General features: G+C 27.0%; 7 protein-coding genes. 2 read left to right on the top strand and 5 right to left on the bottom strand.

The window, feature by feature from the left end; all coding sequences use genetic code 11:
* Positions 1-193: 193 nt before the first annotated feature.
* On the bottom strand, positions 194-805 hold the full coding sequence (locus KYD98_RS11820; RefSeq protein WP_219780243.1) for a YcxB family protein: 612 nt from the start codon (positions 803-805) through the stop codon (positions 194-196).
* Between the two features lie 838 nt (positions 806-1,643).
* Between KYD98_RS11820 and KYD98_RS11815 the strand changes: the two genes are divergently transcribed.
* Positions 1,644-2,531, top strand: a complete 888-nt coding sequence (locus KYD98_RS11815; RefSeq protein WP_373368736.1) for an SH3 domain-containing protein — start codon at positions 1,644-1,646, stop codon at positions 2,529-2,531.
* Between the two features lie 305 nt (positions 2,532-2,836).
* Here KYD98_RS11815 and KYD98_RS11810 read toward each other — a convergent pair whose 3' ends face one another.
* Both KYD98_RS11810 and KYD98_RS11805 read right to left on the bottom strand, forming a co-directional pair.
* The gene (locus tag KYD98_RS11810) at positions 2,837-4,537 is read right to left on the bottom strand and encodes a methyl-accepting chemotaxis protein (RefSeq protein WP_219780242.1); all 1,701 of its coding nucleotides are present in this window, start codon (positions 4,535-4,537) and stop codon (positions 2,837-2,839) included.
* A gap of 285 nt (positions 4,538-4,822) precedes the next feature.
* Entirely contained in the window at positions 4,823-7,816 is a 2,994-nt protein-coding gene (locus tag KYD98_RS11805) for a cadherin-like beta sandwich domain-containing protein (RefSeq protein ID WP_219780241.1), read from the bottom strand.
* Positions 7,817-8,608: 792 nt separating this feature from the next.
* On the opposite strand from KYD98_RS11805, the gene KYD98_RS11800 reads away from it, so the two are divergent.
* Positions 8,609-8,872, top strand: a complete 264-nt coding sequence (locus KYD98_RS11800; RefSeq protein ID WP_219780240.1) for a hypothetical protein — start codon at positions 8,609-8,611, stop codon at positions 8,870-8,872.
* Between the two features lie 233 nt (positions 8,873-9,105).
* On the opposite strand, the gene KYD98_RS11795 is transcribed toward KYD98_RS11800, so the two are convergent.
* Both KYD98_RS11795 and KYD98_RS11790 read right to left on the bottom strand, forming a co-directional pair.
* A complete protein-coding gene (locus KYD98_RS11795; protein WP_219780239.1) occupies positions 9,106-11,055 on the bottom strand; it encodes an N-acetylmuramoyl-L-alanine amidase in 1,950 nt (649 codons plus the stop codon).
* Positions 11,056-11,579: 524 nt separating this feature from the next.
* Positions 11,580-13,466, bottom strand: coding sequence for an N-acetylmuramoyl-L-alanine amidase (locus KYD98_RS11790; RefSeq protein ID WP_219780238.1), 1,887 nt, complete (start codon positions 13,464-13,466; stop codon positions 11,580-11,582).
* Between the last annotated feature and the right edge of the window lie 246 nt (positions 13,467-13,712).

Below are 13,712 nucleotides of genomic sequence, written 5' to 3'. Positions count from 1 at the left end.
AAATTATATTATATTGTATCTTAAATGTAAATACATATGTTCATTTTTTGGTTTAAATTTACAAAAAAGATTATCCTAAATACATATTTATGTATTTAGGATAATCCTATAATCATTTTAAATATTAAAATATTAAAATATTAAAATATTAAAATATCGATATTTTAATATTAGAGTATACTTACATTAGAATTTAATTTTCCACTACCTCTTTTTCTTTTATGATATTTTCTTTCATTAACTCTTTTTCCCTCTTATTATTTTCACAACATTTTTTAATAAATTTCTCAAATTTAACCCTATCTTCTTGACTTGTAAATGCCTGAAGTGGAATTATAATATCTCTATCATTGCTTAAAATAATCCCCAAAAATTCCGCTGAAATAATAACGTTTACTACTGAATCTAATAAAATTTCTTTTTTGCTTTTATTTTTATAAATCATTAACTTTTCATTTTCTAATGTTACTGTTATATTTCTTCCTAACTCTCGTTCATTTTTTTCAAAACTTTCTTTTAATAATTTTTTAGCTCTTCTATCCCAATATGCTGGCAAATGATAATATCCAAAAATACCTAAACCAGCAAAAATAATTCCAAGTATAATCGAAAAAATAGGACTATTTCCTTTTATATAATCCTGCAATGCTAATATACAATATAAAACTCCTATAAGCAGACCTATCCCTAATGCTAATGTTCTTCTGATTTTAACAGACTTCTCATTTTCAATAGAATTGTTTACTTTATAAATATTAAACTCCACCCATTGTTCTACTGTATTTTTATACTTTACCTCAACCATATATTCTCTCCCCCCTAATTCTTTAGTACTATTTTAAAAAATAAGTTCTCAATAAGTTCATTATAATATATATAATAAATTTATCCAATAAAATTATTATATTCTAATAATAGCTTAAATTTATATAATTAGTAAATTAAATATATCTGTTCTAATTGAGGCATAATCAAAAATAACAAATCTATATTTCTAAGTTATTACATTTATAATTTTTCATACTATTTTTATAAAAAAAATTATACTATTTATAAATATTCTAATATTTATATTAAAAGACAAACTTTATCGAAACTTATATACTTTTTTATTTTTATATGCTTAAATTTAAAATATTTATCTTTTTAATTTTACTTGTAAATCCTTAATTAACAACAAATTAGAACATTATTTTACATATTTATTACTAATAAGGGGTTTTAAATTCTTTTAAAATTTGTTATAATTAAAAACATTGTGCAACAGACCTTATTTTATTATTATATTTTTGTCGTTTATTGTAGTATTAAAAAGTGTATACTTTTTATGCTAGACAATAACATATATTAATAAAAATAATTATGAATTTTCTAAGTATCTAAGTAAGTATATAATACTTTTATTATCAACTGGTTAATAAAGCGGAACCGGTTTCAAAGTCGTTGCTTTATATAATATAATCAAAGGTCTAAATTTTAGCTGATTAAACTTATTAATAATCAGCTAAAAATAATTGCAAAAAGTATATTATTAAATTTTAAAAGTATATTTTTAAAACAAACTTAATAAACATTAATAATATCTAATTGTTATTAATTACCAATCAAAAAGATAGCATAACATAATAGTAAAAATTTTAATAATGCTATCTATCATGAAAATAATCAGATACATTTCCTTTTCAATACTGGAAGTGATTTCAATAGAAAGGAGTGATTGGTTGTCGAAATTAGCAAAATGTATGTGTGGACTATATATTATATGTTCATCAACATTAGTAGGAAAACCAGTGGTTCAAAACGAAATTCAATATGATACGCAAATAATAGAAAATTCAGACTCAACCAATGAAGAAAAAATTTCTGATTCAGAAATACAAATGCTATCAAGTGGAGTCTCGGAGGTAAATAACTCTAGTCAACACCAACCAAAAAAATATGGACAAGTCATAAATATAGATTCTAGTTTATCTATTAGAAAAGAAGCTGATATAAATAGTGAGGTATATTATGGTTTATATAAAGGTATGACATTTGACATATTAAAACTGGAAGGTGATTGGTATAACATAAAACATGATGATGTAGAAGGTTATGTTAATAAGAATTATGTTATAGAATATGATGAAAAGCCACCGTATCAAGTTTATGAATCATCTGCATCTACTACATCTGCTAAAAATAGAGCGGAAATCAGTCGTGGTGGTAATTTAAATAAAGCTATAAAAGCTGAACTTACAGCATATTGTAACTGTAGTTCATGTTCAGAGTCATGGGGATCAAAAACTGCAATGCAAACAAAAACTAGAATCGGAGTTGTTGCCGCTCCTAAAAATATTCCTCTAGGAAGTAAACTTTACATTCCTGAATTAAAGTCTTATAAATCAGACTGTATGTTTAACGTAGAAGATAGAGGTGGTGCAATTAAGATAAAAAAAGATGGAACTTACGTAATAGATGTATGGCTTCCAAACCATCAACAAGTAAAAAAATTTGGAAGAAAGAAGACTTATATTTATTTAGTAGAATAAGATCTTCAAACTTCTAAACTTTTATATTTATACTTTAGTGTTAATTATCAATATATATATTCTAATTTAAGTTGTCACATTTAAAATCTTTTATATAATTTTTATAAAAATTATATTTTTAATTAATAATATCTATTTAGAAGTATATATATCATAAATTTTCTATATAAGTTTCTCACTATAGTTGTCATTAATATAATTTATAAATATTTTAAGAGTTATATTAGTGAACAAATTTTATTGAAACTTATACATACTACATTTATTCATATTAAGTTGATGATTAGCACTTTTTAATTATTATTTTATTCAGTCAATTTATATAAAGACATTCTTTCACTTATAACATATGCCTGATGAGCTAAATCATTTGTAGATAAAGCTGTTTCCTCAGTTTTTTCAGTATTAACTTGTACAACTTTTGCTATTTCATCAACAGCAGAAGTCATTTGAGTTATAGATTCTGTCTGATCTTGTGAACCTATAAATATTTCATTTACCAATGAATTAGTATCATCCACATTTTTTACTATTTGTTGCAATACATGTTCTGTTTCTTTTGCTAAATTCTCACCTTTTTTTACTGTGAATAAAGAATTTTCTATAAGCGTAGTAGTATTCTTAACAGCTTCTGAAGATTGCTCTGCTAAATGTCTAACTTCTTCTGCAACTACAGCAAAACCTTTTCCAGCCTCTCCTGCCCTTGCTGCTTCAATAGCTGCATTTAAAGCTAAAAGATTTGTTTGTGAAGCAATGCTTTCTATAGTATTTATAATTTCACCTATCTTCTTAGATGATTTAGCTATATCATTCATTGAATTCATCAATTCTTCCATTTTATCATTTCCATCTGTAACAATATTCTTAGTATTCTCTGAAACACTATTTGCCTTCTCTGCATGCTCAGAATTCACCTTAACCTTACTTAATATTTCATTAAAACTTGATAATAACTCTTCAATTATTTCAGATTGATTTTGAGCTCCATCGGAAAGCTTTTTAGTTGTTAAAGATATTTCATCTGATTTATGCGCAGTTAAATCAACAGCTTTTCTTATAGAAATAAAATCATTATTTAATGTTTCAATAATAGTTTCAAGTGCTTCTTGTATAGGAATAAAATCACATTTATAATCAACATCTTTATTTAACTTTATATTTAAATTCCCAACCGATAATTCTTCTAAAACACTTGTAATATCATCTATATATGAATCTATCATTCTAATTGCTTCAATTAAATTAGTTGCCATTTCTCCCATTTCATCTTGAGATTCATATTGATTTTCTACTTTTAAATTTCCATATAAAAGCTCTTCTGATATCTCTTTTATATTATTAATTCCTTTAATAAATACATCTGTTAAAATTTTACTTATAACAATTGTAGTCATTATTATAAGTAACATAAAAATAAAAATAATTCCAATCATAATATATTTATATATATTAACTTTATGTACAAAACTAGAAGCTCTTATTTGAGAGTCTTTATATATAGTAACTATTTTATTTACAGTATCTTCTGCTTTATTAGAATATCCATTTTCAATTTTTTCTACTGCTAAAATTTTATCGCCTCTAATAATTAAGTCTTTAATTTCTTTTCTACTACCAGATAATTCTTCTAAAGTTTTTTCAAGATTATCTATTAATTTTTTATCTCCTTTAAATTCAGTTTTAAGAATTTCTAAATTAGTATTTAATATCTTTATTTCTTCATCTATATTTTTTACTAAAGTTTCATCTTTATCATTATCTACTTCTGATATGATTTTATAAATATTTTTATCAATTTTTTGTAAACTAATTCTCATATTAGATATAGTATCTGAAAGTTTATATGGTCCATTATATAATGAATTTGTTCTATATGATAGAGTATATAATGTTCCTATTGTTATAATCATTACAATGGATATTAAAAAAATAAGTACTAATAATAATTTTTTAATTTTTAAATTTATCGAATCATTCTTTATTCTTTGGTATAGTTTGTTATACATATTTTTATGTCCCCCTTAACATGCTTAAACTAAGCTATTTACTTATATATCTTATAAACAACCTTATAATATAAGTTCCAATAAAGATTATAAATGTAATAACTTAATCAGAATATATATTAATGAAAATCATTATCATTAATATATTATACCAACATAGGAAATATTTTTGTATAAATTTTATAATAAATATATATTAAATAAAAAAATAGTATGTATTTTAACTATTTGTTTAAATACATACTATTTTACTCTACATTTTTATATTTTTAATTTATATTGATATTATTGATACATTGTTCCATAGTTAGAAAATGAATACCATCTTCCATCTATATATGCATTCTCATTCTTTAATAATTTACCTGTTGCATCAAAATAGTACCAATATCCACCTAATGATAACCACCCTGTTTTCATAGTTCCATTTGGATTAAAGTAATGTTGTTTTCCTGATTCTTTATCATAAAACCATCCTGTTACCATTTTTCCATTATCATTTAAATAGTACCATTTTCCATCTGTTTCTTGCTTCCAACCAGTTAATCTATATCCTGATTTATTAACAAAATACCAAGAAGCATCAACTTTTACCCAAGCATCTTTAACTTGTCTACCTCTCTTATCAAAATAAACATATTTTCCATTTACTTTTGCCCATTCTTCATATTTACTTAAATCAATCCATATTTTATTACTTTCATCATAATATGCATCATTTTTATTGCTATTATCGTCATCATCATCGTCGTCGTCATCATCATCTGGATCTTTTATGTCATCAATATCATCATTTGTTCTATAAATTTTTAAAGTATAAGTCTTAGTTGTAGTTCCATCTTCTGCAGTAATATCTATATCAATCTCTGTTTTCCATTGTCCTTTTAAACTAACAGATATAGGAGTCCCAGAAAATTTATTTCCATCTACAGTAATCTTTGAATAATTTTCGTCTTCTGGAATTGGTTTAACTTTAATACTTCTAACATCCTGATCTACACGAACTTTACATGAAGAATTATCTGGTTTAAAAGTATAATCTCCAGTATTAAGTTCAACATTTTTTAGCTTAGCATTATTACTTCTTTCATCAGCTTTAATAGTAATAGTGTACATTTTTTTATCTTTACCATTCTTTGCAGTAACAGTTATCTGTAAAGTTGTTTGCCCTACTTCTTGTAATGAAATTTCATGTTTTGTTCCTGAAACCAAATCATATGTATCTCCTGTTTCCATAATCTTAGTTTCAGAAATTCTAGCACCTGGCTCATCTACTATTGCAGTAACATCTAACTTGCTAACACCAGTTTTAACTATTAAATCATAATTTAAAGTTTCTCTTGTAAAACCTATATTTCCATTTTCTTGTTTTAAATCTCCTGTACTAAAATTTAAAGACCCTAAATATGCATTTTGTTCACTTGGAGTTTCTGGATCTCCTCCATCATCTCCTTCTCCTTGAATATTAAATATATATTTTTCTGATGCTGGTCTACCATCTTTATATGGTATTATTGTCATTTGAGTTCCACCTGATTTACTTAAATCTAAATCTAAATTACCACCCTTTTGGATAGAATACTCATTACCATTAACTTTAACCTGTGCTACTGCAAGATTTAAGCTAGTCTCAAAATTTATATTTACTTTACTTGTAGGATTGTTAACATAAAAATCATATTTATGAATAGAAGAATTAAATGATATTGCTTGTGTTCCTCCATTAGCTTCTTTCAATGTAGCATTACCAAAATTGAAGTTAAATACAGACGATTCTCCATTAAATACAACTTCCAATTCATATGTTGCTATAAGAGCACCTAATTGATCCGAACTATCTGATCCTTGATAAACATCTAAATAAATTACATTTGCATTTGGTTTGGTGCTTGTACTATCTGTAAACGAAACATATTTATCAAAATCCTGTTGTTTTATCTGAACCTTACCATATTCATCAATATAATGATTACTTGCCTTTACCACAAAACCACTTTGTGCTCCAAAAGTTGGTGCTATCCTAACCTTTCCTGCACGCTTATCCAAATGTATTTTCCCAGTAAATCTTTTTGAATCACCTTTTTCAGTTATATCATAAAACTCTTTTCCAATATAATTTGTTTGAGCAGCTAAAATTTCATCATTATTATATTTACTTTCTATATCTACTTTTCTAAGAGTATAATCTTCTTTACTATTTTCATCTTTAAACTTTAATTTAATAGCATAATTTTTTCCAAGACCTTTATCATTAGGTATACTAATTACCAAAATTTTCGAATCTGTCTTAGTTAAAAATCCTGTTAACTTATTTCCATTACTCTGTATGTCGCTATCTTTAGCACCATCCATCCAAACTACTGCACCATCTAAGTTAAATGATTCTTCAAAACTTATTTCATAGTCTAAACTATTAATTTGGTCATTTACAACATGTTCGTAAGTAAAAAAGCTTTCAGTTTCAGTTGTTATAAGTTCTTTCTTATATAAGAACGGAACTTTATTTTTATCTTCATCTTTGTTTAATTTATAAATATCTTTAGATCCTACATAGCTAGAAAAGTTTATTTTTCTAATTTTTCCTTGTGCATACTCTGAAGCATGTTCCATTGTTATTGTAGCATCTTTACTATTTAAAACTTCTTGTGGTAGTGGAGTGGTTCCTTCACTTTTTTGTATATAAGTTTTGTTCCCCTTGTCGTCAATGTTAATGTCATATACTGTCTCTTTTACGCTTACATCTTTAGTTTCTTTTACTTTATAAACCACTTCATTACTTCCTAAAGGAAGTTCTTTAATTGTTACTCCATTTTTAACTGTACCATTACTTAATTTAGTTTGTGTAGGTTCAATAGTACATCCTAAAGTATTAAATTCATCTGGAGTCATTCTATTGATAGTTTGAATTTCTATTGTTCTTTTAATTGTAGTTGTTATTTCTTTTTCAATTTTAGTATTATTTTTTTCTTCTGATTCCTTTTCTACACTTTGTTCTTTATATGTTGGAAGATCTATTTGAAAATCTTTAAACCTTCCTCGTGTTGTATAAACTGTTTTTGTGTTATCTACCTTAACCCCATCTGTGTCTGCAGTATTACCTTCAAGTGCTGTTCCTGTTACAGTTAAAGCATAATCTGCACCTGATATATCTAAGGTTGGTGTTGTTGCTGCATTAGCTTGTTCACCATATCCACCAAATGGTGTTGGTAAAAGTGAAAATATACAAGTGAATGCTAAAAATAATGATATAATTCTCTTTTTACTAATCTTCTTCCCCATGTTTCTCCTCCTAATAATATTTCTTCCCAATTTATCAATATATTTATATATTATCATATTTTTCTTATACAAATAACCTATCTATATCAAATATTCGCCTAATATTTGTAGTAAATAATAACATTTTTGGTTTACATACTATTTCTCAGGAAATATGTCGGTTATTTTAGAAATTATATAATCATAATATATACAAAATACTACTAACTTTTATAATATTTTTTATTCACTTTACTTTTCGTTGAAAATTTTGTTATCTTTATACTTATTATAAAAATTTGTCATCATTGTAAAACATAACACAAGTTATTTCTATTAACCATATTTCTTATTATTTAGATATAATAAATAAATCTTCAAAATAAATAAAATGTCTACATCATGTTTTAATTGATAATGGACAATTACGGTTAAAAGTATATATTTTAAAAATCACATGATGATTTCATGCTACATTGTCAATGTCAATTCAACAATATAATCTAAGCTATCCATAAATTTGACTAAGTTATAATTTCTTATAGAATTAAAAAAATCGCCAAAGCGATTTATAATTTTTCATATAACTAACATTTCAACTCTATATAATAAAAATCTTAAAAAATTATTTACTTTTTATATATTACATAATACAAACTATATATCCAATTTAAGTACTAAAATAAAACCGTTTTTTAATATAATCTAATGTTTCTTCATTCTTAAATTTTTAATATATAAATTCAAGAAAATATTTTACATTTTTCACATTATTATATATACTTTATTCATATATATAAGGAGTGATATTAATTGATGCCTTTTAAAGAATCTTATACAGCAGAAGATTTAAATATGTCTGGAGTTGTTAAAATTCTAAATGATTTAATTATAAACTATAAGTTTTCAACTAGTTCTATTGAAAAACTTGCCCATCTTTCACCTGATAAAATAAAGAATTTTTTAGAAATCAAAGATGGTATAACTTATGATGAAAGTATCCGAACATTTTTAGTTGCAGAATCATTAAAAAATATATGTGCTAAATTTTCTAATAAATTTTGGAATGAATTTTAAAATCAGAGAACTTGTATTTACTTTTTTAGAAATTCTAAATAAAAATAGTAGTGATATTGGTGCATCAGACATTTGAAAATAAACTGTTGATGTTCTCAATGAAAAGTTGTTCCATTAATTACTTGTCCAAAGTTTTACCTTTGGAACAAGTAGGAATGGGTGCAACTTTTCATTTAGAAACATCCAGTGAAATTTTCTTAGTTCTGTGAAACAATTATCACTACTAATTTGTTCTAAATTGCATTTGCTATAGAATCTGCAATTCCATCTGTTATTTTATTTTGATAACTTGAATCTGCACAATTTGCTGCTTCTTCTGGATTAGTTATGAATCCTGACTCTACTAATACTGCTGGCATTTTTGTATTTCTACATACAAATAAATTTCCATCTTTGGCCCCTCTATTTACAGCACCAGTATTATTTACAATACTGTTTGTAATATTTGTTGCCATTTTCTTACTTACTGAAAGTTTATAATCACTAAATGCTCCACCAAATTCAGAATCTTGTGGTTTTGAACTATAGTAAGTTTCTACACCCGTTGCTGCAACTGCATCAGCTGAATTATGATGTAAACTTACAAAGAAGTCTGCATTAAAGTTATTAGCCATATCAACTCTCTTAGTAAGACTTTGAGTTACACTTAAAGTTTCTCTATCAGTTTCATTTCTAGTCATCATTACTTCATATCCTCTAGCTTCAAGTTTTGCCTTAAGCTTAACTGCAAGTTGCATATTTAAATCTCTTTCAGAATAAGTTACTCTATTATGTGTAGCATATGCTCCGTCATCTCCACCAAAGTTATGACCTGGGTCTATAACTATTAATCTTGAAGATCCACCACTTACTCTCTTTCCTCTTGAACCATCAGGACCTATTTCCCAACCATTTATAACAGTTGCTTTAGCCATTTCTCCTGAAGAAGGATATAAATAATAAGTATACTGTCCTGTTGTAACCCAACCTGTTGCCATTGAACCATTACTATTGAAATAGTACCATTTGTCACTCAGTTTAACCCAACCGGTTGACATAGTTCCATTTGAATATAAATAGTACCAATTAGAATCTGGCCTTATCCAACCTGTAAGCATACTTCCATCAGTATTAAAGTAATGCCAGTTTCCACTGATTTCAAACCAACCGACTCTCATAGCACCACTAACATCAAAGAAGTATTTTTTACTATCAATTAGTTTAAATCCATTTACCATACTTCCATCACCTTGAAGAAAATACCAAGTAGCTCCATCTTTAAGCCAGCCTAGTTTCATTCCTCCAAAAGATTGAAAATAGTACCATGAACTTCCTGATTTTAGCCATCCTGTTGCCATAGCTCCATTTGAATATAAATAGTACCAATTAGAATCTGGCTTTATCCAACCTGTTGCTTTACTTCCATCTGATCTATAATAATACCAATAACCACCTTCATATTTCCATCCAATTGATGATGTGATATTCGCAGTATTATTATTTGAATTTTCTATTGGTACAGTTGCATCTGGAACACTTGGTGCAGGTCCTGGATTTGATGGCTTACTCACTTCTTCATATTTACTTTCAAGTCCTGAATAAGCTAACATATCATTATATAATTTATTGACTTCTTCACCATATGTACTACTTGGAGCCCATTTTCCACCTAACGAATTTACTGTACTAGCCTTGCCTTTTATACTTACAAAATGTCTTGGATCATAAGTATCTTGTCTTGGATATTCCTTAGCACCTGCATATAAAGCAAGATGATCTAAATGAGCTTGTACACCTTCATCCCATGAATCAAATTTCATATGAGCATTAGGATCTGTATCTCCACCCCCAGCTGAAGTTTTCATTCCACAAGGGTTATGATAAGTATCATCTAATACTCCACCGAACTTCCCATATCCGGTTTCTTTAGCTGATTGGACATATGCAATTCCTGGATTTACACCCCCATGTAACTCCGCATATTCCCAATAAACTTCTGCTAAATCTATAAAAGTAGTAGTAGCACCTTTTGATTTAGCCCATTTTTTAGCTTGCTCCGCTGTTAATTTTGTATTTGATATTATATTAATATCAGCAAAAACAGCATTTCCATTAGCATCAGCTTGTACATCTGTTGCTGGAACTATTGAAAATATTATAGCTAGAGCAAGAAAAAATGACATTATCTTTTTATTAATATTCAAGCTTTTCTTTCCCTCCATTTCCTTTTAAATTTAATTTGATAATATTACTACAAAATTCGTCAAAACCTTGTTTATGTAATATTCTAAAACCATCATAATTCTAACATATACTAAAAAAAAAGTAAATTATATAGCATCTAACTATTTTTTGATTTTTTCTCCATTTTTCTATACTTTATTATGGTATTTATTATAATATTATAAAAATATTTAAATATGATAACTATAGTTCTGTTATACCTTAATTAACAATTTCTACAATAAAAGTAGCTACCCCACATTTTAATTGACAATGCAAAATTATGCTTCAAAGCCACAGGTTTTGTGAAAAATATATATTTTAGAAATCACAATGTGATTTCATCCTAAATTGTCAATCGTCCATTGTCCATTCTTTATTCAAAATATCTCATTTACCTTAGATTTTATCAGCATTCTAGACTTAAGAATTTCTATATTTTTCTAGACATAAGAAAAAAGACTTATCCTCAAAATATTTTTGAGATAAGTCTTTATAATATATTCTATATTCCATTAATTACAGCTTCCTTTATTCCCTCAGCTGTCTTATTTTGATAATTATTATCAGCACATTTTATTGCTTCTTGAGGATTCGTTATAAAACCTGCTTCTACTAATACAGATGGCATATTAGTATTTCTACATACAAAGAAATTTGCATCTTTTGCTCCTCTATTATAAGCACCTGTTTTATTTACTATACTATTATTAATACTATTAGCCATTTTTTTACTAACTAAAAGTTTAGAATCACTTGGACCATATCCAAAACCAGAATCTTGTCTATTTGAACTATAATAAGTCTCAACCCCATTTGCTGCTGATGATTCTGATGCATTATGATGTATACTTATAAAAAAGTCTGCATTAAAATTATTAGCCATATTAACTCTATTAGTAAGACTTTGAACTAATGCTAAAGTTTCTCTGTCTGTTTCTTTTCTTGTTAACATTATTTGATATCCTTGCGCTTCAAGTTTTGACTTTAATTTTAATGCTAACTGCATATTTAAATCTCTTTCACAATAAGTAATTCTATTATGAGTAGCATATGCACCATCATTTCCACCAAAATTATGTCCTGGATCAATTACTATTAATTTTTTAGAGGCTAGACTAACTTTTTTTACTCTTTTCCCCTCTGCATCAATTTCCCATCCATCTACAATGGTATTCTTACTCATAACCCCTGAATAAGGATTTAAATAATAAATATCATCACCTATTGTTTTCCATCCAGTTGCCATAGAACCATCACTATTCAGATAATACCAGTTTTGCCCATCTGGATTTACCCATCCTATTGCCATAGCTCCACTCGCTGCATAAAGATAATACCATTTTCCATTTGGTTTTATCCATCCATTTAACATACGTCCATCAGTATTAAAATAATACCAATGCCACCCTATCTTAACCCAACCTATTTTCATAGCTCCACTCGAATCAAGAAAATATTTTTTATTATTAATTGAATTTAATCCCGTTACCATACTACCATCACCTTGTAGATAGTACCATTTGTTTTTATCTTTAATCCATCCCGTTTGCATCACACCTGATGACTTAAGGTAATACCATTTTCCAGATATACTAGTCCATCCAGTTGCCATGCTTCCATTTCCATGTAAATAATACCAATTATTATTAGTTTTTATCCAACCAGTAGCTAGTGTGCCATCTGATTTATAATAGTACCATTTACCTGATTTATATCTCCATCCTATTGAAGAAATCATATTCCCATTACTATCTGTATTTTGTATTGGATTATTTACACTTGAAGGATTATTAATACCTGAATAAGTCAATAAATTTACATATGATTGATTTATTTCTTCTCCGTATGTACTACTTGGAGCCCACTTTCCACCTAACGAATTTACAGTTGTTGCTTTTCCTTTAATGCTTAGAAAATGTCTTGGATCATAAGTATTTTGTCTTGGATAGCCTTCTGCTCCTGCATATAAAGCAAGATGATCTAACTGAGCTTGTACACCTTCATCCCATGAATTAAATCTATAGTGAGCATTTGGATCATAATCATCACCACCTGAAGATGTTTTAAGTCCACAAGTATTATAATAAGTTTCATCTAATACTCCACCAAACTTTCCAAATCCAGTTTCTTTTGCTGATTGAACATATGCAATACCTGGATTTACATTTCCATGATCCTTTGCATATTTCCAAAAAAGATCAGCTAAATTTATAAAAGTACTACTGGCTCCTTTAGATGCTGCCCATTTCTTAGCTTGCTCAGCTGTTACTTCCGTATTAGATATTATATTAATATCTAATGGAGCAGCTTGTACTTTTGTTACTGGAACTATAGAAACTGTAATAGCTACACTAAGAAACAATGAAACTATTTTTCTATTAAATTTCAAGCCTTTTCCACCACCTTATTTACTTTAAACATTCTTTGTTTCAGATATTTCTCTTTAATATATCGTAAAATTTTTTATTCATTTTTCGACATTTAAAGCATTAAATCTGGCTTTGTCCCAATTCTAACATAGGGTCAAACAAAAGTAAATTAATCAACCTCCCCACTATTAACCCCTGGAATCCGTTGATAATACAAGCCTTATAATATTTTGAAAAACATATTCATCTATTATTTACCAAGATTA

Origin of the sequence: Clostridium weizhouense, assembly GCF_019431045.1 — a bacterium.
In the GTDB taxonomy this organism is placed as follows: Bacteria; Bacillota; Clostridia; order Clostridiales; family Clostridiaceae; genus Clostridium; species Clostridium weizhouense.
This window is presented reverse-complemented; position numbering and strand designations above follow the sequence as displayed.

Excerpts from the sequence above, each read along its gene's own strand:
- KYD98_RS11810 (WP_219780242.1), bottom strand. The coding sequence starts at position 4,537 with ATGTATAACAAACTATACCAAAGAATAAAGAATGATTCGATAAATTTA.
- KYD98_RS11815 (WP_373368736.1), top strand. The coding sequence starts at position 1,644 with ATGCTATCTATCATGAAAATAATCAGATACATTTCCTTTTCAATACTG.
- KYD98_RS11820 (WP_219780243.1), bottom strand. The coding sequence starts at position 805 with ATGGTTGAGGTAAAGTATAAAAATACAGTAGAACAATGGGTGGAGTTT.
- KYD98_RS11805 (WP_219780241.1), bottom strand. The coding sequence starts at position 7,816 with ATGGGGAAGAAGATTAGTAAAAAGAGAATTATATCATTATTTTTAGCA.